The organism is Ferrovibrio sp. GW821-FHT12D07 (assembly GCF_058807275.1).
Genome location: NZ_JBXAQN010000002.1, coordinates 1,060,714 through 1,082,627, shown reverse-complemented (window position 1 = coordinate 1,082,627; position 21,914 = coordinate 1,060,714). Strand labels below are relative to the sequence as shown.

At 60.0% G+C, this 21,914-nt stretch carries 20 protein-coding genes; all 20 read right to left on the bottom strand.

The window, feature by feature from the left end:
- From AC1RRE_RS17065 to AC1RRE_RS16970, 20 genes are read right to left on the bottom strand one after another with little or no spacing between them, the layout of a single operon-like run.
- Positions 1–1,203: a glycosyltransferase gene (locus tag AC1RRE_RS17065; protein WP_492982648.1), complete on the bottom strand. Its 1,203-nt coding sequence runs from the start codon at positions 1,201–1,203 to the stop codon at positions 1–3.
- A 52-nt stretch (positions 1,204–1,255) separates the two neighbouring features.
- Positions 1,256–2,419 (bottom strand): glycosyltransferase, encoded by a 1,164-nt coding sequence (locus AC1RRE_RS17060; RefSeq protein ID WP_492982646.1) that lies wholly within the window; start codon positions 2,417–2,419, stop codon positions 1,256–1,258.
- Positions 2,416–4,185, bottom strand: coding sequence for an ABC transporter ATP-binding protein (locus AC1RRE_RS17055; protein WP_492982644.1), 1,770 nt, complete (start codon positions 4,183–4,185; stop codon positions 2,416–2,418). The genes AC1RRE_RS17060 and AC1RRE_RS17055 overlap by 4 nt, the downstream gene beginning before the upstream one ends.
- 19 nt (positions 4,186–4,204) lie before the next feature.
- Positions 4,205–5,008 carry a class I SAM-dependent methyltransferase gene (locus AC1RRE_RS17050; protein WP_492982642.1) on the bottom strand — a complete coding sequence of 268 codons (804 nt, stop codon included), beginning with the start codon at positions 5,006–5,008 and terminating at the stop codon, positions 4,205–4,207.
- Positions 5,005–6,144: a glycosyltransferase gene (locus AC1RRE_RS17045; protein WP_492982640.1), complete on the bottom strand. Its 1,140-nt coding sequence runs from the start codon at positions 6,142–6,144 to the stop codon at positions 5,005–5,007. Before AC1RRE_RS17045 ends, AC1RRE_RS17050 begins: the two co-directional genes overlap by 4 nt.
- Complete coding sequence (locus AC1RRE_RS17040) at positions 6,141–7,598, bottom strand: hypothetical protein (RefSeq protein WP_492982638.1); 1,458 nt, start codon at positions 7,596–7,598, stop codon at positions 6,141–6,143. The genes AC1RRE_RS17045 and AC1RRE_RS17040 overlap by 4 nt, the downstream gene beginning before the upstream one ends.
- A gap of 5 nt (positions 7,599–7,603) precedes the next feature.
- Entirely contained in the window at positions 7,604–8,695 is a 1,092-nt protein-coding gene (locus AC1RRE_RS17035) for a radical SAM/SPASM domain-containing protein (protein ID WP_492982636.1), read from the bottom strand.
- A 25-nt stretch (positions 8,696–8,720) separates the two neighbouring features.
- Entirely contained in the window at positions 8,721–9,002 is a 282-nt protein-coding gene (locus AC1RRE_RS17030; RefSeq protein ID WP_492982634.1) for a hypothetical protein, read from the bottom strand.
- Between the two features lie 28 nt (positions 9,003–9,030).
- A complete protein-coding gene (locus AC1RRE_RS17025; RefSeq protein ID WP_492982632.1) occupies positions 9,031–10,275 on the bottom strand; it encodes a C45 family autoproteolytic acyltransferase/hydrolase in 1,245 nt (414 codons plus the stop codon).
- 36 nt (positions 10,276–10,311) lie between these two features.
- The gene (locus AC1RRE_RS17020; RefSeq protein ID WP_492982630.1) at positions 10,312–10,986 is read right to left on the bottom strand and encodes a class I SAM-dependent methyltransferase; all 675 of its coding nucleotides are present in this window, start codon (positions 10,984–10,986) and stop codon (positions 10,312–10,314) included.
- Positions 10,986–12,131 carry a glycosyltransferase gene (locus AC1RRE_RS17015; protein WP_492982628.1) on the bottom strand — a complete coding sequence of 382 codons (1,146 nt, stop codon included), beginning with the start codon at positions 12,129–12,131 and terminating at the stop codon, positions 10,986–10,988. Before AC1RRE_RS17015 ends, AC1RRE_RS17020 begins: the two co-directional genes overlap by 1 nt.
- A 7-nt stretch (positions 12,132–12,138) precedes the next feature.
- Positions 12,139–13,188 carry a GNAT family N-acetyltransferase gene (locus AC1RRE_RS17010; protein WP_492982626.1) on the bottom strand — a complete coding sequence of 350 codons (1,050 nt, stop codon included), beginning with the start codon at positions 13,186–13,188 and terminating at the stop codon, positions 12,139–12,141.
- Entirely contained in the window at positions 13,185–13,790 is a 606-nt protein-coding gene (locus tag AC1RRE_RS17005) for an acyltransferase (RefSeq protein WP_492982624.1), read from the bottom strand. The genes AC1RRE_RS17010 and AC1RRE_RS17005 overlap by 4 nt, the downstream gene beginning before the upstream one ends.
- Positions 13,791–13,811: 21 nt before the next feature.
- Complete coding sequence (locus AC1RRE_RS17000) at positions 13,812–14,825, bottom strand: class I SAM-dependent methyltransferase (protein ID WP_492982622.1); 1,014 nt, start codon at positions 14,823–14,825, stop codon at positions 13,812–13,814.
- Positions 14,826–14,856: 31 nt separating this feature from the next.
- Positions 14,857–16,776 (bottom strand): asparagine synthase (glutamine-hydrolyzing), encoded by a 1,920-nt coding sequence (asnB, locus tag AC1RRE_RS16995; protein ID WP_492982620.1) that lies wholly within the window; start codon positions 16,774–16,776, stop codon positions 14,857–14,859.
- Between the two features lie 9 nt (positions 16,777–16,785).
- The gene (locus AC1RRE_RS16990) at positions 16,786–17,934 is read right to left on the bottom strand and encodes a DegT/DnrJ/EryC1/StrS family aminotransferase (RefSeq protein ID WP_492982618.1); all 1,149 of its coding nucleotides are present in this window, start codon (positions 17,932–17,934) and stop codon (positions 16,786–16,788) included.
- Positions 17,934–18,929: an SDR family NAD(P)-dependent oxidoreductase gene (locus AC1RRE_RS16985; protein WP_492982616.1), complete on the bottom strand. Its 996-nt coding sequence runs from the start codon at positions 18,927–18,929 to the stop codon at positions 17,934–17,936. Before AC1RRE_RS16985 ends, AC1RRE_RS16990 begins: the two co-directional genes overlap by 1 nt.
- Positions 18,930–18,958: 29 nt before the next feature.
- Positions 18,959–20,083 (bottom strand): DegT/DnrJ/EryC1/StrS family aminotransferase, encoded by a 1,125-nt coding sequence (locus AC1RRE_RS16980; RefSeq protein WP_492982614.1) that lies wholly within the window; start codon positions 20,081–20,083, stop codon positions 18,959–18,961.
- Entirely contained in the window at positions 20,076–20,660 is a 585-nt protein-coding gene (locus tag AC1RRE_RS16975; protein WP_492982612.1) for an acyltransferase, read from the bottom strand. Before AC1RRE_RS16975 ends, AC1RRE_RS16980 begins: the two co-directional genes overlap by 8 nt.
- Positions 20,661–20,665: 5 nt before the next feature.
- Positions 20,666–21,616: a Gfo/Idh/MocA family protein gene (locus AC1RRE_RS16970; RefSeq protein WP_492982610.1), complete on the bottom strand. Its 951-nt coding sequence runs from the start codon at positions 21,614–21,616 to the stop codon at positions 20,666–20,668.
- Positions 21,617–21,914 lie beyond the last annotated feature (298 nt).

Below are 21,914 nucleotides of genomic sequence, written 5' to 3'. Positions count from 1 at the left end.
TTAGAAGCCGAAGTCGCGTGCCCGCAGGCCGGTCAGACTGTCTACGCTGCGGTCATCCAGGACGGCCTGATACAGAGCCTCGTAAGCCTCGACACAGGCAGAGATGCCGAACTTTTCCTGGACGCGGCGTAGTGCTGCGACACCCATCCGGCTGCGCCTGTCCGGATCCTCGATGAGTGCGGCAAGAGCTGCAGCCAGGGCTTCCGGCGCGCGCGCAGGAACAACAAGACCCGTCTCGCCGTCGATCACTGCCTCGGCATTGCCCCCGACATTCGTGACGACCATCGGCAGTCCCGCTGCCATGCCTTCCAGAATGGAGTTGGAGAAGCCTTCTTCATGGGAGGACAGGATGCCGATATCCGAAGCGGCCAGCAGATCGGGAATATCGGACCGGCTGCCTAGAAACGAGACGCGTGCGGCGAGGTCAAGCTTTTCCACCTGCTGCCGGAGCGCGGCGCCAACGCCGGTGTCCTTGCCGACCACGAGAAGACGCCAATCCAGGGTGTCGGCGAGCCTAGCGCAGGCGTCGATCAGATCGGCATGGCCCTTATAGGAAAAGAGATTGGCAACGATCGTCATGACAACGGCGGTGTGAGACAGGCCCAGCTCGGCGCGAACCTCGGAGCGCTGCCGTGCCGGCAGGCGCTCTTCCATGCCATTGTAGATAAGGAGCACGCGGTCGGCCGGCACCTTTTCGTCTTCGACGAGCTCCCTGATCACCTCGCGCGAATTTCCGGCAATGGCGGTCATGGTGTAATGGAACAGATGCTCGATGGCAGCTTTGATCCGGCCGTTCCTCTGATAGAGATTCAGGCTGCGGCGGCTCATCAGTCTTTTGCGGATGCCGGCCACGAGGGAAACCGGATTCCCGACCAGATAGGCGGCGGGCAGAAAGAAATGAACGAAGGCCGGTCGGCGCAGCATAAGATGCAGCCAGAGCTGGATCGCTGTTGTCAGTAGACGAAACAGTCTGAACAATGCGGATCGGGGCTCATCACCGGCAGGAAGCCAGGGGGCAATGACTCGGATGCCGCCCTGTTCCATCTGGTGGGCCATCTGCCCGCGCATCGACAGGGTGAATACTTCGATCTCAAAACGGCGACGATCCAGACGCGGCAATATCTGAAGCAGATGGGTTTCGCATCCGCCGCGATTCAGGCTACCTGCAACAACAATAATTCTGGCGGGCGGCTTGGCACTCATCGCGGATAGCAGCTTCTGATCTGTTAGATGTTGGTGTAAGGAGCGTCGGCCGTCAGCGTGTGGCGTCGGGACCCGGTGTTGCGCGGTACAAGGTCTCGTAGGCGGCGACGCAAGTGGATAGGCTGAAAAATGCTTCGACGCGCTGGCGACCGGCTTCGCCCATTTCGCGGCGGCGGTCATGATCCAGCAGCAGCGTTCTCAATGCATGGCCAAGTTGGCCTGGATCGCGCGGCGCGACAAGAAGGCCTGTCTTGCCATCCAGAACGGCGTCCATATTTCCCCCTACGGCCGTCGCGATGACCGGAAGGCCGGCGGCCATATATTCAAGCACAGCATTCGAGAAGCCTTCCTGGTGGGAAGCTAGCACGCCCACATCTACGGTTTCCAGCAACCTTTCTACACCAGATTGTGAACCAGCAAAGACGACCTGCTGGTCGATGCCCAGTTCCGTTGCCAGCCTGCGGAGATACGTTTCCTGACTGCCTTTACCCGCGAGGACTAGCCTCCAGGGGCGACCGGTCTCGCTGAGCGTGGCGGCGGCGCGCAGCAGGTCTTCATGGCCTTTGTAGGGGATCAGGTTTGCCACCACGCCGAAGACAATCGGGCGATCGGATTGTCCCCCCGTCCGCTCTGCGGTTGCGGCCGCAAATGGTTCCAGGTCGATGCCATTGTGAATCAGGCGGATGCGATTGTGATCAACGCCAGCGGACACCAGTTCGTCCATGACCGCAGCCGAATGGGCATGCACAAAGTCGGCCGCGCGCAGCGCTGCCAGTTCCAGCCGGCGGTCACCCGGGAAATGCGCCGGCCGGACTAGCTGGCTCCGCTTGCTGAGGACCAGCTGGGCCTGGGTGCCGGAGAGGCGCAGCGCGATCCAGGCGATGATCGAGGGCTCGGGCAGGTAGGCGTGCACGACATCGGGCCTGAAGCGGCGGATCGCCCGCAGGGCTCCGACGAGCTTGCGCAGCAGGACGAACAGGCCACGCAGTTTTGGAATGGGAAGGGCAGTATCGAGCGGTATCCCGGAGATGGGAATGCCGGCGTCGCGCAGCGGGGCGCTGAGCGGGCCATCCGGGCCGAGACAACAGACCTGCATGATCCGGCCCTGGGTGGAGAGACGTGGCAGGACAAGGGACAGGTGGCGCTCGGTGCCGCCAACCTGAAAGCCGCCGACGAAATAGAGGATGCGTTGGGGTGCTGGCGCGGCGGCAGTCACGACGCAGTGCTTTGCTGTTCCCACAGGCGGCTGAAATGCCCCTTGCGGGCGATCAGTTCTGACCAGGATCCACTTTCCACTATCCGGCCGCCATCCAGCACGAATATCGTATCGCAATCTCGGACGGTGGATAGCCGGTGGGCAATCATGATGATGGTCCGGTCACCGCGGAGGGAGCGGATGGCTTTCAGGATTTTCCGCTCGGCTTCCGAATCAAGTGCGCTGGTCGCCTCATCAAGGATCAGAAGCGGATGCTTTCCTAAAAGAGCGCGGGCCAGGCCCAGGCGCTGGCGCTGTCCACCGGACAGCATCACGCCGCGATCCCCCGCGGCCGACTGATAGCCATTTGGTGCGGCAGTGATGAAGCCGTGTGCATTTGCTGCGCGCGCCGCCGCCTCGATCTCGGTATCGGTGGCTCGCGTATTGCTCCATGCAATGTTGTTGCGAATGGACATGTTGAACAGCACGGTTTCCTGGGCGACATAGCCGATGGCTCGGCGCCAGGCGACGGGGCCGATCTCCGCCATTGTCCGGATTCCCATGCGGATTTCGCCCTGGGTGGGGGAAATGAGACCGAGCAGGCAGTCCACTAGGCTAGTCTTGCCGGCCCCTGACGGGCCGACGAATGCGTATAGCCCGCCCTGTTGCAGCGTCAGGTCTATTCCCTGAAGAATGGGGCGTTCATCGTAACGCATATGCAGGTTTGAAATGCGTATGTCGCCACCGGCAACAACGATGTCGCCATCGGTTGCCGGTTCGGCGACGTCACGCAGGCTGGTTTCCAGGCGCTTGATAGCATTGATGGCCGGCAGGTTGATGAACAGCTGCTGTATCAGGTGCTGGATATTGCCGAGGCGCGGATACAGCCTGAGGAACAGCACCACAATAGTGATGACAATGCCGCCACTCAGGCCAAAGATCGTGGATGCCAGTGCCAGTGTCGTCAGCAACAGCAGGATGCCGGTGGCCTCGAAAGCGGCGCGCAGCAGGTGCGGCTGGAACAGCAATGCGCGCTGGACGCCAGCAAGCGACCGTTCTACGTCATCATGACGGTGGGCGACATAATCTTCCGCAGCCGTTGCCTTGATGAGTTTGGCGCCGTTGAAAACCTCTCCCAGCCAGCTCAGGGACTGCGCGTTGCGACGGCTGCCTTCCATGCCCAGGGCGCGGGCCTGCCGGACGATGGGGTGCAGAACCAGCCCGACCAGCAGGGCGCAGCCCAGTAGGAAGAGGGTGAGCCGCCATGACAGCGTCAGGGCCACGGCCATGAAAATCAACGTGGCAATAACCGCGCTCGCCAGTTGCACCAGGATGTATACGCCGGATGCCGCCCGGCTGGTCTCACTGGTGACGGTATTGATCAGATCGCCGACTGACTGCTTCATCAGGTATGGCCATCCAGCCCGCATAAACTGCGCGAACAGGTGTTTGCGCAGGGACAGCAGGTAGTCGCTTTGTACTTTCGCCGCCAACCACGCCTGCAGCAGCAAGATGGTATACTGGAATACCACGAGGCTGCCCATCAGCAGGGCGACGGGGAGGAGAGTGGCCTCGAGGCCGATGCGGGCGAAGGCGTCGCGGAACAGGGATGTCTGCGCTTCCGTTCCTTCGGTGATGCCAAGAGCTGGAAGAAGCGGTAGCAAAAGGGATATGGCCAGTCCTTCAAAGAAGCTGCCGGCGACGATCAGGGCGATGAGAAGCGGGCAGCGCCAGCCGAACTGCTGCCAGAGGTCATGGAGTAACGCTCTTACATCAGGTCTGTTCATCGAGATTGCTTCCGCAGATTCATGAGGGAATTCGCTGGAAAACGAACTCGTTGCAGCCCAGTCCGCCGCCACAGGTTTTCAGGACTTCCAGCTCGAAGCCACGCTGGCGAACGAAGGAAAAAATATCTTCGGGTTTTGCGACCTCGAACGGATATCCGCCGGCCCAGTCGATCAGGTCGTGCCATGGCGACATTCCGCGCTCTGAATAAGAGCGCCAAGTGGAAAATCCCCGAAGCTTGATAAGATCGCGGACGAGCTGCCAGCCCCAGCATCGGATGAAGGTGACGCCAAGGGCCGCAAGCTGGCCGAGTGGGCCTCCGTTCACATAGAGGCGCTTGATCTTCAGCCAGCGTTTTGAAGTGATGCCTTGATCGTTGTAGATTGAAAGCAGAAGCCTGCCCCCATCGGCCACACGTTCGCAGGCCAGATCAATGGCCGTCCACATATCACCTGTATGGTGCAATACGCCCCAGGAATACACGATGTCGAATCGCCCGAGGCTTTCCAGGTAGTCCTTGTCGAGGGCGGATCCCTGCTCGACAGTCCAGGTGGCGGCGGCCTGTCCGAAGGACTGGTGCAGGTTCTTCGTGGCGGCGACGGATTCTGCGTCGTAATCGAAAGAGTGGACCGATGCGCCGAGGCGGTGCGCAGCAAGGGAAGAGAGGCCGCTTCCCGAACCGATATCGAGAAACTTCAGGCCATCGAGACGCTCCAGCCCCAGTGCCCCGGCGACAGCGCGGCGGGCTGTTTCGATGCGCGACTCATCGACGATGCTGATGAACCGGGACCAGTTTTTCCCAAAGCGGAAGCGTTTGATGCTCATGAGGTGGATTCTCGAGGAGCGGTATGTGCCAATCGGACTTCTGATTGTTCGAATACGGGTCTTGCGTCATGCCAGTGCATGCCGGCAAGTGTGCCTGCGGCCACGGCCGTTGCCGCATCAAGAATCTGGCCGGCGCGGCGTGATATGGTGTGATTCTCGCGCACCATTTCCATTCCCCTTTTGGCCAGCGCCCGCATCCCCACGCTATCGCTGCATAGTTGCCGGATGATATCTCCGACATGCGGTAGGTCTGAATCATGAAGAGAAATGGCTGTTTCTCCATGTCTGAATCCGAGCGCTTCCGGATGATTGAAGAAGTGAGCCATCAGCAAGCATCCGGCCGCGGGTATTTCAAAGAATTTACGCAAGGCATATCCGACCGATCCGTCGCAGGTCAGGGCAATATTGGACTGTTGTAGGCCTCGGCGAAACAGATATTGCGAAACCGGGATGGCGCCCAGCTTGCGGGCAGCACGGCTGTGAACCGCAAGCCGGGCGGCGGCGCGCTCGGGCAGGGATGCGCGGAGTTTTTTTCGCACTCCTTCAGTCTCGGCCAAGCGGTGAGCCGCCTCCATCCGGAAATGATACGGCGTTCCCGGAATGCTGATGTCGATGGGGCGGTTTCCCGGAGCGCAGAATTCATCCTCCCCCACGGCATGGGGCATCATGAGAAAGCGCCGATCGATGACACCGGGATGCTCTGTGACGTGACTGGGATGTAGCCAGACTTCGCGCTGATAAGCGTCGGTAAATGATGGTTTCCAGAACTGAGGGCTGGCGACGGTGGAAATGACGAACTTGCAATGGCTGACATAGGTCTGGAGGAATTCTGCCGTCAGGGTGTGCAGATCCTGAACGATCATGTTCATGATTAGCGGCAGCCCGGCATCGAGAATGCCCACCGGTTTGGCGGAGTCGAGATAGGGACGGCTCGGTCCCACCACCCATGGATCCACAAGCGCTGCGTCGAATCGTCCCAGCTTCGCCTCAAGTTGCCGGTATTTGGAGAACTGCTGCGGAAAACCGGCCCCGGTTATCACCACGTCGCGGCGACGGGACAGCTCGCCGAGTAACCGGCTCCATGTCGGATTCAGATAGGGCAGTCGCTGCGTGACGATGAGAAGGCGAATGCTCATCGGCCCGTCTGGAAAATAAGGTAGTGGCCAATCTGCTGCGTGGCCTGGCTTTCATCAAGCCGCAATTCGGCGGGCGACACAAAGCTGGTGTCGACGATGACATGCGTGGCTGCGAAGGCCTCGACAAGCGCGTCGAGCGATATCCTCATGACCGGGAAGAATGGCTCGACCTGGCGGAAACCATAGCCATGCGTTCCCCACACGACCTGGGCGCCCGTCCGATACACTGTTTCGTCATACAGGTGATAGGGAAATATAATGAGGCGTGGGTTAGGCATGGCCCGGATTGCCGCAAAGAGGGAATCAAGTGCCTCGACTTCCTTATGCCGATACAGATCACGGACAGTCAGAATATAAGAACGAAGCAAAACAATGCAGCACAATGCGAAGATCGCCCATATCAAGGGAGAGGCTTCGTGTAGGCATCCTGCGACAACAATCAAGGTTGGAGCGTGAGAATACTTCACATACTGCTGAGACAATCCGAAGCAGCGTAGATTCTGAATGACATAGGTGAGTATTACCCACGCATAGATGCCGGTCACTAACCAAGCGTAAAAAGTGACGAGCGGATGGACCTCGGTGAGTAGGGCGACCGGGATGAAAACTGCAAAGACATTCATACGGGCAATGTACCCGAGGAAATACTTGAGTTTTCCCATCCTGCTGGCTCGATAATAGTGCATTTCCGTCACCCCATCTCCGAGGAGCGGCGACTGGCGGACGGGATGCGCACCGAGGAGTCTTCCGTTGCGGTGCCAGAAAGTGACAATGTCCCAATGGGCGCGTTGAATCATGATAAATAGGCGAGGCGACATGAGGAGTGCGACTGCGTATCCGCCAGCCAGGATGGTCACCCATTCCCAGTCTCCTGTCGCAATGGTCAGAAATGGCGTGAGCCACCAGAACAACTGAATCGCCATCTTGTGGCTGTATACGAGAAGTGCTGTGGCCAGAACAGCGATTGCAATGGCGCTCCAGGATGAATGCTGGATGCCGACATAACCGGCTGCAATTGCAACCATATGCACGACGATGCCTAATGGACGGCTGGTCAGGCTCACAAATTCCTGAATAATTGCCGGTTGCAATCCATAGAGCAGGACAGCTACCGCTGCGGTGATGTCATCTGCAATGTGCTGTACGGCGAGGAACAGAAGGACTGCCGCAACCGCGTCAAGTAGATGATTCAGGGTCCAGTGACCACTGCGCAGCCAGCGAGCCGGAATAAGTGAAAGAAGGAGGGGGAAGGCTGGCGGATACCATTGTTCTTCCGGCTCAGCGAGATAGCGTTGCGGTAATCGCGGAGGCATCCGGAATTCAGTTCGCAAAGATTCTGCGCACATCAGGAAATAGTATGCATCGCAGCCTCGTTGTCTGGTCGGCCACATGGGGATGAGCCGGATAATGAGGAAGCCTGCGAGCGCCAGTGCGACAATACATGCTGACAGCATGTTTTCTATCCGACGTGGGTTGGTAGATTCAAGTCGTCGGCATTGAAGGAGTGGCGCTTGATCTCGAAGGATATTGGGCGCTGCTGGTCAAGTATGGGAAGGCCGTATCCTGAGCAGAGCTTGCAGATATCGACCTCTCCCTGTTTCAGCAGAATACTGCGGCGAAAGGCACGTGCAGGCTTGCCGTTGAATATGCGTCCCAACCCTTTTTCGAAGACATTTCCCAAGGGGTGAAGGCCATTAGGATCGCGGCAACAGGGTACCGCCTCTCCATCCCAATTGATCTGAATGGAGTTCCATATCCATTGGCATTCATTATGCGGGATGGATTTGGGCTTCAGGACACCTTTCGCGAAGGCGTCCTCGTCGTAGAACCAGTATTTGCGATCTGCTGGCAGGTAGGCATGTGCCTCCAGCATGTTGCGGGCGCAGGGGTCGATCACATGCGCCTTGTCGACCCCGATTTCCTGTGCCCACTTGAGAAAGGCGGGGACCTGGTGCTCGTTGTGACGCATGACGATCAGGCCGACGTTGATTTCAACGTTGGAAGCGGGGTTGCGCCGGCGTTCTTCGATCAGCTCGTAAAGATTGGCATGGGCCTTGGCCAGACTGGAGCGTACCCGGTAGCGCTGATGGGTCGCTTCATCCATTCCACCGAGCTGGAAGCTCACCTTGTTGATGTCGGAATAGATAATGCCCTTCGCCTCGGCCAGGTCGCCGTTCGTGCAGGTTTCGACATAGATGCCGCGCTCGCGTGCATAGCGGATCATGTCGTAGGAGTGCTTGTTCAGGAACGGCTCGCCCATGAAATAATACATCAGGGTCGAGGTTGTGGGTGCGATCTGGTCGACCAATGTCTTGTAGGCCTTGAAGTCGAGCAGGCCCTTGCTGCGCGGCATCGTCAGGTTGCCCGTCTCGCAGACCGGGCATTGCGCATTGCAGGCATTGGTGGGTTCGATCGCGACATGCACCGGCGGCAGCAGCGGGCCGACCTGTCCCATGCGTGCCATAGAAGTGTTCCACAGCAGGGATTGCCAGCCCTTGGGGCGGCCCTTGCTGATTCGGTAGGCGGTCTGGAATTTGGAAAGGATGCCCATGTCAAATCCTACAGTAATTCCGGGCTTAGCGCAGCCAGGTCGAATGCTCGGACAGTAGCTGACTCAAGGCCTCGGCGAGGGCCGCGTCAACTTCCTGCGGGGTCGTCAGGTGCCCAAGCGGATAGGTCAGAACCAGCGCCGGCTTCATGCCATCCTTCGCTGCATGGATGTGCAATACACCCGATAGCGCACCGGTGACCGGGTCCAGCGTGACGTCAGCCACCTGGGCGCGCAGGGTATACTGCCGCCCCCATGGTTCGGAGAAGCTCTCCGACAGTGTCTTGTCCAATCGGTCCAGTAGTGACATGGGGTCTCCGGCGACGGACGCCAATGGCTTAAATGGGGCGTCGCGCATGCATGGCGGATAGGTCGATCCGCCGCCATCCGGCTTTGGATGGTTGTGTGCCAAGCCAGTAATCGTATGTGCCGTTCACCAGATCGATAACGTAGCTGGCTGTGGTCCAGCCGATATCCGGAGGCGTGGCGTCGCGATTCCAGGCCCCGGGCCCACCCTTCTGCCGCAGGAAGCGTTTTACATCCTCTGCGCCAGTCATAGCTGGGGCGGTATCATTGAGCTTGGCAAGGCGGGCCGTCGAATTGGCAAGCAGCTTGTCTTCCAGTTCGCCACCCCGACGGTTCCGGTTGGACAGGTCGGCAAGCGTAAAATGATTGGCGGCTGCCGCGATGAGCCCTGCAACGGTAGTGGACGTGACGGATGCCCCCGTTGCCTCGATACGCATGAGGCCGCCCCCGCGATCCAGCGCCACCAGCGACAGCCCGTCGTGGATCGGACCGTAGGGCGTGAAGGACTTGAACATCCCGGCTGCTTCCTGTGCGGTGTGCGCAGCGCCAAGAATGGCGAAATCGGAGAAACTGGTCGGCAGGCTGCGTGGCGACGGTATGAAGTCGGCGGCCACATTCACCGAGCCACCTCCAAATGTCAGCCCGGATTCATTGACGCCCATGCCGAACCACAGATTGCCCGGACAGAAGTGGCACAGCCTGCTTGGCCCATCCTCGGGGATAAGATACGCCACCACAACATTGTTGCTAGGGCCGAGATCGAGATTCTGGCCAAGAACGCGGGCTTTCTCGCTGCTGATAGCGATGGCGGCGCAGGAGCGGGCATAGTCGCGCCAGGCAACGAGGGATGGCCAGACATTGGCAAGCACGATGTCGCGGAAATAGTGGCCGGGTAGTGCCTTGGCGACGCCCCGCAGCATGGCGATGATGGCGGGATTGCTAGCGGCAAGATAATCAACGGCTTCGTCCAGCATGCGCTGCAGCGATATCTGTGTCGCCTGATCCAGCGATTCCCGGTATTCGCGCGCTTCACTGGCCTGTCCGCCCAGGGGGGAAATGACTGCCAGGGTCGCGCCGATCTCCGTCCATGTGCCCCGCAGCGTTAAAAGTCCCCGTCCGGCATCGTAGAGCGGGGTGGCTGAGAGTGCCGGTCCGGGCAGGTTGCGCAGGATGCTGCGCCGGTCGTGCCACTGGCGCAGGCCGCTTTGGTCGACGGCCCTGCGGATGGCAGCGTTGCGCAGCAGGATGCGGGCAATGCGGCGGGCGGGAGTCAGCATCAGATGATCTGTCGGGATTGACGGGGTTTCTATTGGCTATGACGTCCGCGGCAGGGCTTCGCCGGCATCCGTCGCATAGACATTCGCCGGTCTCACAATTTCGCTGTTGCGGAATGCGACCAACGTGAATTCATAGGGCAGGAGATCATGGCGCAGCACGAAGCGACGGGTCATCTCGTTTACGCAGAGCCGTGCAATATCACCGCAGTCGAAATGCTGCGCATCGTCCTGCTCGAAATCGACGAAGCCGGACGCAAAATCGCAGACCAGTGCACCTTCAGCCAGATTGTACAACGCCTTGATGCGGTCGAAGGCGTATTGACGCGAAACGACCTCGTCGGCATCGGTCTTGATGTTGAAGACACCGGAAGAAAAGACAATGTCATAAGCTCCGGCGGGTATCTGGCTGGGCTGGATCAGATCGAAGCTGGCGCCGCTTCTGTATTTTTTCCGGTTTGCCTCGACGAAGGCCGGCACAATGTCGACGCCATGATAATTGACCTTGCGGCCGAGTTTGACGATATGCTCGAGCAGGTGCCCAAGGCCGCAGCCATAATCAAGGATGCGCAGGCCATCGCGGTTCAGCAAGGGTTCGATGGCCCGGAAGCGCAGATGCTGGCGGCCCTTGGGCGATAGGATGGCAGCCGGAGAGTCGCCATGCGACTGAAATTCCTTGGTATAGAGCGCGATAATCCGGTTGAACTCTTCCATTATAACCCTCCAAATCCCTGTTCGAGTCCGATACGGACTGCCGCCGGCGACCATTGCTGATGCGCAAACTGATGGACATTGCCGGCAAGCCGGATGCGCAGATCTCGGTCATTTGCAAGCCTGATCAGTTGTTGCGCGAGATCTGCCGGATTATTGCCGGTGGCGAGCAGGCAGTGCTCTTCGTGAATGAAAATGTCTGGAACATAGTCGATGGCATACGCGGCGATCGCCAGGCGCGCGAAGGCGGCCTCTTTCAGGGCAGTGCCGGTAAGGGTCGAGACGAAGATATCGCTTGCCGCCAGTTCGCGGGCCACCTTGCGTGCATCGCAGAAGCCGAGAAAGACAATGCGCCCAGCCAGGCCGGCTGATTTCGCTTCCTGCTCCAGCCAGCTCCGCTTGGTGCCGTCCCCGGCAAGGACCAGTTGGAAATCGATGCCGGCCGCCGCCAGGTCGCGCGCCGCCTCGATTAGGTCTCCCACCAGTTTCTCACGCTCCAGACGGCCGACATAGATCAGGCGCAGGGGGCGGCCATTACCGTCGTCGCGGAAGACGCCAGTCGATGCGCCAAGCGCATCCAGGGTCTCGGTGAATTCCGGCGTCGGCAACTCTTCTGGCGTCGCGTGCGCCACTACCATTTTGTCGCGACACCACAGGCTGCTGACCCAGCGCTGGTCCGGCAGGCTGTTGCTGGTGACCAGGATGCGTTCAGATACCAGGAAGGTCAGGGTGATGAAAAACTTCTCCAGCCATTCCGGCAGGCCAGTATAGGTGCGGCCCGTATTGCGGATGATCTCCGGCGGCGTGCAGACCGGCATCGCCACGATCCTGGCGCGTAGGAACGGCCACAGCAGCAGGGCATGCCACCAGCCGTAGGCTAGGTCGGCGGTGAGGAAGTGCGTCGCTTTGTGCTTGCGCGCCTCGCGACAGATGCGCAGCGGTGACAGAACGATGTCCCACAGCCACCGGCCCCTGGCCACGCAAACGAAGGTCATGGCGCCATCGACGATTGCGCGCGGATGACTGCCGCGAACATATACGCCGACATATTCGTCGAAGTAGGTGAGGTAATGGTAGACGTAACGGATATTCCCCTTGCGCTCCATGTCGTCGAGCGAGGTGATCGAGAAATTCAGCAGCCGGCGCACGGGTGTATCAGGCGAATTTGTAGACATAGAACCAGGGATATTCAGCTAGGATGCGGGCCGGTTCGCTGCTGGTGATATCGGGGTTGGTGATGCGGTTGAAGTACCGGTAAATCCGGTTCTGGGCACCCCAGCGATCCTTGAAGCGGTAAACGCCGTCCTGTGACCGCCAGGTACCACCCCAGTTCCAGAGGGTGAAGCCCTCCGTGGACAGCTGGGTCATGCAATGGAAGATCAGGGCGGAAAGCGCCTGCCGGTCCCGGAAGTCGGGGGTAACCACGGGCGTGAAATATTCAACCGTGCGACCATGCATCAGCAGCAGGATGCCGGCGACGGGCTGGCCTTCGGATGACGCGATGAAAATCCGCATCCGATCCGGCGCAAAGGTATCCCGCAGCGCTGTGAAGACGGAAAGCGGCTTGGCGACGCCGCCCAGAGAGCGGATTGATTCCTCATGCACCGACTGCAGCCACAGGAGGGCCTGCATGTCAGTGCGTTCGCTGATCGCGAGATCCAGCTGCTGTCCCTTGCGAATCGCATTGCGGGTCTTCTGGTGCAGAATCCTGAAAAGATCGGTCGCCGGATCGCGGCTGCCGGCAGGCAGTGGCGTCATCTGGCCGATACGGTCGTCCACCATCCGGCAGCCAAGCTGTCCGTATTGTGCATCCGTCATGGGCTGGAAGGGATTCTCAACGATGGTGATGCTGGCAAGCTTCATCGCGGCGATTTCCTCGGAAACCGCCTTGCAGAGCCCGTCGGCAACGCCGGCGGCACCAGGCAGCGACGGATCGATCAGCGGTCCGCCATGGCCACCGAAGAATGGCAGCGAGTTCAGGACGTCGCCATGGGTGCCGCTGCGGATGAAGCTCGGCAGGACGCCTGTCAGTCTGCCCTCGACGCGGGCGCCGAGGATCAGCGGGCGAGTATTTTCCAGGATCGCGGACAAAAACCGCCGGTAAGCCGGTGAATAATAGATCAGCGCATCCGGGATGCGGCCGAGCAACGCATCAAGCTCCGCATCGCTGTCGGGGCCCAGAACGTCAATGACGGGACTGTTCACGGATTGGAGGCGGGCTTGTCGCGGAAATACACCAGCCGGATGTCTTCGCCTTCACCTTCGACCCGACCGATCGGTCGCGCCGGCGTGCCGCCGACGATGGCATTCGACGGCACATCCTTGGTCACCAGCGAATGGGCGGCCACCACGGAGCGGGAATGGATGGTAACCCCGGCGATAATCAGGCACTGGCCGCCGATATAGACATTGTCGCCGATGGTCACGGACTTCCGCCGCAGAGGCAGCTTGCCGCCCGACAGGGCCGACAGCACGGTGTCATGGGTGTAGATGTGAACGCCGGCTGAGATGGAGCACCAGGAGCCGATGCGCAGGCTGCCGCCCGAACCATCAAGGATGGTGTAGGGGCCGATCCAGGTGTCTGAGCCGACCGTCACGTCGCCATACACCAGGGCGCTGTCGTAAATGCTGGTCCGTTCACCGAAACCCAGCCGGTTACTGCGTTCCCAGCGATCGAACATACCATCGGAGAAGGGTAGGCTGCGATTGAACTTTTCCTTCAGGCGTTGCTCGTTCTGCAGCCGAAGGGCGACGAGAGCCTCGCCCAGCACGGCCGGGTCGAGCTTCCGGTCTGATTCATCGCTCACTGCATCCTCCCTGGCGAATGTCTATCGGTTTTTGCGGGCAATGATGGTGATGCCCGCTTCCTCGATGCGCTCATGTTCGATGGTCAGGTCGAATTCGGCGCACCAGCTGCGCACCTCTTCCGGCGTGTGGCGGTGGGCGTTCTTGGGTGCATACCAGTCGAAATTTATATGGTTCATTTCGTCCAGCGTCATTTCCGGGCGATGGAACGCCTTGAAAATGTGCCAGTAGAACAGCCGTTGCAGGTTGATCTTGCCAGCCGGAATTTCAAGAACGTCGATGTTCTCGGGAATGTCGATCTCGATATCAAGATCGCCGAGCAGTTTTCCTAGTTTCGACAGCGGCATCATCGCTTCCCAACCCTGCTCCGGCGTCATGGGCTGGAGCTTGTCGCGGATCAGGTCGTCGGTGAATTCACGGATCGGACCCTTCTTGCGATACACATAGAAGAGGGCGCGCCCGCCCTTCTTGAGGTGGCGAAGGACAGCCTGCAGGGCGGCGCGGGTATTGTCTGTGTGATGCAGGACGCCTTCGGAAAAGATCAGGTCGACGCTCTCCTCCGGCAGCGGCAGCTGCTGCAGGTCAGCCTGGATGAACCCTGCCGAAAGACCGCGTTCCTCGAAGCGTGTGCGGGCCACGTCGACGGCGGTTGAAACATCGACGCCAAGATAGCGGATGCGGTCGAGAATCGGTTCGAACAGCGCGATACCCGACATGGCGGCGCCGCAGCCAGCATCCAGCAGCACTGGATTCGGACCGTGATCGGCCAGCCATGGTGCAACCGTCACGTCGCCGTACTTCTCGATAAGCCAGCGCCGCATGTTGCGCGCCACTTCACCTTCAAAGGTGTCGCGCTTCGCCCATTTGAAGCCGAAAGCCTCGCGTGTCTGTCCCTGCGCAGCGGACACATATTCTTCCGAACGCAATACACCGCCCACCATGGTGAGGCGATGTTTACCGGCGGTAACTGTCTCGCCCTCTGCAGGCAGCGGGGCGCCGATGATGTCTTTTAGCCAGGTTGCGATCTTTTGGGTCATTGCCGAAACACAATAGGATTGAGGGATGAATTCACAGGGCGGGCTTGGCGGCGATGGCTTGCCAGCCGCCGCGCGTGAAGACCGAGAGCCATTCTTCGACGTTGAGCAGGGACCAGATCAGCAGGCGGCGGTTTTCCCGGCCGGACAAATGGTCTTCGATCAGCGCCTGGACCGTCGCCCGGTCCATGTAGTCATAGATCAGGGCGTCCTTGGGCAGGATGCGTTCCCGAACATAGTCGATTGATTCGCCCTTGAACCAGCTGGCATCCGGTGCCGAGAAGCCTTGCTTGACGCCATCGACGATGGTTTCGGGAAGATGTCGGGCCATCGCCTTGCGCAGGATCAGCTTGCCGTCCCGGGTTTTCTCGAAATAGATGTTCCGTTTCGAACCGGGCGTATTCTCATTGAGCTTGCTGACGGCTCCCAGATTGCCGAGCTTGAGATTGACGGGAATACGCTGGGCGAAATCCACGAGATCGTTGTCGAGGAAGGGAACCCGCGATTCCAGGGAATGCGCCATCGAAAGCTTGTCTTCGACGATCAACAGGCCATGCAGGAAGGTTTTCGCTTCCAGATACAGGGAGTGATTGACGTAATCTTCCGGACTGGTGAACTGATCGGCATGCGACTTGAATACGCCGGCAAAAATGTCGCGCGGATTCACATTGTCGTAGACCTTGCCTAGAGGCGCAAAGACCTTCTGTGCCGATCCGTTCGGCAAGAGGCGCTGCCAATAGCTGAAATACTTGTCTATGTAATGGTCGAAGTCGTCATTGACGACGGCGCGGTAGTAACGCCAGGGATACCCGCCGAACAGTTCATCGCCGCCGGCACCGGACAGGACAACACTGCAGAACTTGCTGGCGAGATGCGAGGCATAGAAATTGGGATAGCTCTGGCCGACGCGGGGTTCTTCCAGGTGCCAGACAAGGTCGCGCATGCAACGCTCCATGTCGCCGGCCTTCAGGACCATCTCGTAATGCTGGGTGCCAGAGAGATATGACATATGCTCGGCGCGCTCACGCTCGTCATAGGCCAGTTCTAGGCCCGAGGCGGAGTGCAAGTCGAAGCCGATGGTGAAGGTCTTCAGGGAGCCGAGATTGCGGGCCGCCACGGCGGTAATCGATCCGGAATCCATGCCTCCGGACAGATAGCTGCCCACTTCGACGTCGCTGACCAGCTGCCGGGTGACGGCCTGGACGAACAGGGAGTCCAGCTCTTCCAGATAGGCATTCTCGTCGACAGGCGTCTGGGGCTGTTCGAAGTGATAGTCCCAGTACATCACGGGCGACGGCTGGGGGGCGGTGCCGCGCTTGCAGTCGATTTCCAGCCAGTGGCCGGCCGGCAGGCATTCGGCCTTGCGGAACAGCGTCCGTTCCGTGAAAAAATTCTGGAAACTGAAATATTCGATCAGACCTTCCTCATCGATTGCCGGCTTGAAGTCCGGATGATGGAGAAAAGCCTTGATCTCGGAGGCGAACAGGAAGGTGTTGCCAAGGCGGGCCGTATACAGCGGCTTGATGCCATAGCGGTCACGTGCCAGGAAGAGTCGCCGTTCCTTCGCATCCCAGACGGCAAAGGCGAACATGCCATTCAGGCGGTCGAGAATGCCGCGACCCCAGACCGTAAAGCCGTTCAGTAGGACTTCCGTATCGGAGCGTGACTTGAACTGCACGCCTTTGGCCTGCAGTTCGGCGCGCAATTCCTGGTAGTTATAAATTTCACCGTTGTAAGTGAGGACATAGCGTCCATCCTCGCTCTGCATCGGCTGGTGGCCAGCCGAGGACAGGTCGAGGATCGACAGTCGCCGGTGCCCGAGAGCGACGGGGCCATCGATGTAGACGCCTTCATCATCGGGGCCGCGATGCGCGATCAACGTCGTCATCCGCCGCATAAGCGCAGCGGATGACGGCTGTCCGTCAAGATTCAGAATACCGGCTATTCCACACATTGCAGACTGTTACCTGATGCTCAACAGAGCTTGTACCACGTATTCGTAGTCTTCTTCCGTCATGCGGTTGTGCAGCGGAATCGCCATGGTGTTCGCGTCGCAGTCGCGGGCACCGGGCAGATCATCGGCTTGCAGGCTGAAGCGGTCGCGGTAGTAGTTCAGCATATGGATGGCATGCGTGCCGGGGCGGGTGGAAATACCAACGCTCTGCAGCTTTTCCATGATGTCGTTGCGCGGCATCGGCGCCTTGGCAGAGTCGATGTAAGTCACATAGGCCTGCCAGGCATGAGCGGAGCCGGCCGGCGCCTCGGGCAGGCTCAGCCAGTTGAGGTGGCTGAGCCGCAACCGGTAGAAGTCGGCCCATTTCTGCCGCTCCTCGATAAAGCGGTCGAGCTTGGTCAACTGCACCAGGCCGACCGCACCCTGCAGGTCAGTCATCCGATAATTGAAGCCGAGGAGATTGAATTGCGGCAGCAGGTAGGGGCGCGGGCCCTTGTGGCGCTGTTCCTCGGAGACCGAGGCGCCATGATTGCGCAGCATGTTGGCGGTATCGGCCAGCTTGTCATCGTTGCTGGTCAGCATGCCTCCTTCGCCGGTGGTGATCGACTTGCGGGGATGGAAAGAGAAGGCGGCCATCGTACCGAGGCCGCCAGCCCAGCGACCCTTGTAGTTCGCGCCTGCGGCGCAGGCGGCATCCTCGATGATCGGGATGTCGGCGGGAATCACCGCGCGTAGCGCATCCATATCGGCGCACAGGCCGAACAGGTGTACGGCGATCACGGCCTTGGTCTTCTTGGTCAGCTTGCGGGCCACGTCGGCCGGCGAGATGTTGAAGGTGGTGCGGTCAACGTCCGCCAGCACCGGCGTGCCGCCGCAGTACAGCACGACGTTCGCGGTGGCGACCCAGGTGAAGCTAGGGACGATCACTTCATCGCCGGGACCGATTTCCAGCGCGGCCAGCGCCAGATGCAGGGCTGTGGTGCAAGAGGTGGTGGCGAGGGCATGCTTCACGCCATGGCGGACGGCGAAGTTCTGCTCGAATTTCGAGACCTTCGGTCCCTGGGTGAGCCAGCCGGTCTGCAGGGGCTCACGGACGGCCTCCCATTCCTCGTCGCCCGTCTGGGGCAGGGAGATGGCGATATTGCGGCGCTCGCTCATTAGGCCCTCACAGCTTTGCGGCGGGTTTCAACTTCGGCGATATGGCTCTTGCGCCAGTCGATCAGCTTCTGCAGTCCTTCACGTAGGTCGATGCGGGAGTCGAAACCGATTTCCTTGCTGGCCAATTTGGGGCTGCCGATGCGGTTGCGCACCAGCGTCGCCTGGCTGCGCGGCGCGAACTGGATCGGCTGGTTGCAGCCAGTCAAGCTGAGCAGCATCTCGGCTAGTTCCTTCAGGGAGGTCCGCTTGCCGGTGCCGACGTTGTAGAAGCGGTCGACCGCTTCGGAACGCATGGCACAGACATTGGCGTAGGCGCAATCCTCGACGGCGACGAAATCGAAGGCTTCGCTGCCGTCACCAAGGATCGTCGGGCCTTCGCCACGGTCGATGGCATCCAGCATCTTCATGATCACGGCAATGTAGGCGCCATGATAGTCCTGCCGCGGGCCATAGACGTTCATATAACGCAGGCCGACGTAGGGCAGGCCATAGCGGTGATGGTAGGACCGCATCATCGCCTCGCCGGCGATCTTGGTGGCGCCGTAGAAGTTCTTGTTGTTGAAGGGATGATCTTCTTCCATCGGCTCGGTAACGGCATCGCCATAGACCGAGGCCGACGAGGAATAGACCAAACGCTTGATGCCAGCACGGGCGCAGGCATCCATGACGTTGAAGGTTCCTTCGACGTTCACCTTGAAGGCAGTGCGCGGAAATTCATGGCATTGCAGCAGCCAGAGCGCGGCGAAGTGGAAGACGCCATCGACGCCCTTGATGGCCGCATCCAGGATATCGGGCTGGGTGATATCGCCGCCGGCCTCGAAAATCTTGACGCGAGGATCGCGTAGGGCATTGGCCAGGTTGCCCTGCGAACCACGGACGAAATTGTCGTAAATGATGATTTCCTTGGCGTCTTCAGCAAGCAGCTGATCGACGGTGTGGGAACCGATCAGGCCGGCGCCGCCGATAACCAGGAGTTTTTTTCCGCGCATATCCATGAAAGTCGTCCTTCAGATGTAAGCGATGTTCAAACTGTCGCCGACCGTACCGCGGCGATAACCCGATCCTGCTCGTCTCGCGTAAGATAGGGGTGCATCGGCAGGCTGATGACATGGCCGGAGAGTTGATCGGAAACCGGAAGGCCGTTGCCGGCCACGGGGAAGCCCTGATAGCCGGTCTGCCGGTGCATCGGGATCGGATAATAGACGGCGGTTGGCACGCCGGCGGTGCGGCAGGCCCCCGCAATCTTGTTCCGGTCGGGTACCACCAGCGTGTATTGGGCCCAGACCGACGAATATCCATCCGGGATCACCTGCGGCGTCGCGACATCGGACAGCATCTCGGTGTAACGGGTGGCGATCCGGTCACGCGCCTCGATCTCGTGCTCAAATACGGCCAGCTTCTCCAGCAGGATGGCAGCCTGGATTGTATCCAGTCGACTGTTCAGGCCGATACGGATGTTGTCGTATTTGTCATCGCCCTTGCCGTGGAAGCGATAGGACCTGAGCAGGGCGGCAGCCTCGTCGCGGTCGGTCATGATCGCGCCGCCGTCGCCATAGCAACCGAGCGGCTTGGCGGGGAAAAAGCTGGTGGTCGTGTAGTCGGCCATGGCGCCGACGCGTCGGCCATGGGCGGCAGCACCGAAGCTCTGCGCTGCATCCGCGATTAGGATCATGCCTTCGCGGTCCGCAATCTTGCGCAGGGCGGGATAGTTGGCCGGCAGTCCGAACAGGTCGACCGCGATAATGATGCGTGGCACCAACCCGGCCTTTTTCGCCTGGGCAATGCCGGTTTCAAGGCTGGCGGGGTCGATGTTGAAGGTGTCGGCCTGGACGTCGACGAAAATCGGCGTCGCACCGGTATGCGGCACGATCTCCGCCGTGGCGACAAAGGTGAAGGAAGGCGCAAAGATGGCGTCACCCTTGCCGATCTTCTCGGCCAGCATCACCAGGGACAACGCATCCGTCCCGTTGGCGCAGGTAACGGTGTGGCGCACGCCGCAGAAGTCGGACAGGCGTTTTTCCAGCGTCTCGACCTCGGGACCGAGGATGTACTGTCCATGATCAAGGACGCGCCGGATCGCGGCTTCGATGCGGTCGCGAATCTGCAGCTGCTGCGCATGCAGATCGACCATGGCGATTGCGTTACCCATTGGTCTTGGTTTCTTCCAGCCTGTCGTTGATCACGGTGTAGCGTCGGCCTTCCCGCGGGCAGACCAGCGTATCGTCCAGCCGTTCGCCGGCGTGACTGACCCAGCCGATACGGCGGGCAGGGACGCCGGCCATCAGGGCAAAGGGAGGAACGTCGCGTGTCACCACTGCGCCGGCGCCGATCATGGCATATTCGCCCACAGTCATGCCGCAGATGATGGTGCAGTTCGCACCCAGCGTCGCGCCGCGGCGGATCAGCGTGTTGCGGTATTCATCCTTGCGCTCGATGCCGGCGCGCGGATTGATGACATTGGTGAAGACCATGCTCGGGCCGCAGAAGACGTTGTCTTCCAGGGTCACGTTGTCATAGACCGAGACATTATTCTGGATCTTCACGCCGTTGCCAATGGTGACCCTGTTGGCGACAAAGACATTCTGCCCGAACGAGCAGTTCTCGCCGATGCGGGCGCCGCCGCAGATATGCACCCAGTGCCAGACGCGCGTGCCCGCGCCGATGCTGGCGCCATCGTCAACGAGGGCGGTTTCATGGATGAAGGCCGTGGATGCGGTGCTATTCATGGTGGTCATCGCTCGAGCAGCGACTTGCAGAAGGGGTGGTGGTCGCCGGTCAGCGCCGAAATGGGAGCGCGCCGGATTTCATAGACTGTTTCGATGCTAGCGCGGGTGTCTTCCACGCCATAGCCGCCGCCGCCGAGGATGTCGCGATAGCTTTCGGTATGCAGTTCGGTGAATCCTTCAGAGAATTCCAGTTCGTCCTTGCCGATGGTAATCGACCGGTAGGTCTGCTTGCCGGCGGCCTTGACATGGTCGGGCAGATAGTCGGCATTGATCGACAGGAACCAGCGGACGCGGGCGCGATCGTATTCAAGATAGCCGGCCGCGGCATCAGGCCGGTGGGCGTGCACGACATTCCTGCGCACGGTGCCGAACACCCAGCCCAGCATGTCGAAGAAATGCACGCCGATATTGGCGGCTACGCCGCCGGACTTCTTCTCGTCGCCCTTCCAGCTGGCGCTGTACCAGTGGCCGCGTGATGTCAGATACGTGAGGTCGACGTCAAAAATCTGATCGGCCGGTGTGCTGGCAACCTTGTCTCGCAGGGCGCGGATCGCCGGATGCAGACGCAGCTGCAGGATATTGTATATGCGCGTGTTGCCTTCGCGCTCAATCTCGGCGAGGGCGTCCACGTTCCAGGGATTCAGGACCAGCGGTTTTTCGCAGATCGCATGCGCCTGGTTGCGTAGCGCATGGCGGATATGGGCGTCATGCAGATAGTTGGGCGAGCAGATGGCGAAGTAGTCGATGCCCTCGCCCTTGCGGCGGATCATGTCGATATGGCGGTCGAAGCGCTCGAATTCGACGAAGAAATCCGCCTGCGGGAAATAGCTGTCGATGATACCGACGGAATCATTCGGATCGAAGGCGGCGACGAGCTGGTTCTTGGTGTCGCGAATGGCCTTCATGTGGCGGGGCGCGATGTAGCCGGCGGCGCCCACCAGAGCAAAACGTTTCATAGTCTCGGCCTGTTGTTGTTTTTGGAAATCATGATGGCGCTGCAAGCACGCTACCGCACTTCGGGTGAATCGCTGTTTCCCCATTCGGCCGATATATGCCGGTTTGTCAGTCTATGGTCACCAGACGGCGAAGCTGGGACGGCGGCCACTCCGAGGGGCATATTGACGTTGTATGCCTTCGGTGTTCATTGTATGAACGATAAGTGTTGCGCCGGTCACCGTCAATCCACTATTCAATAAGAGTTTCAAGTTCTTATGAATGTGGTGCAATACCACTGGATCGAATCACCCGCTGTGG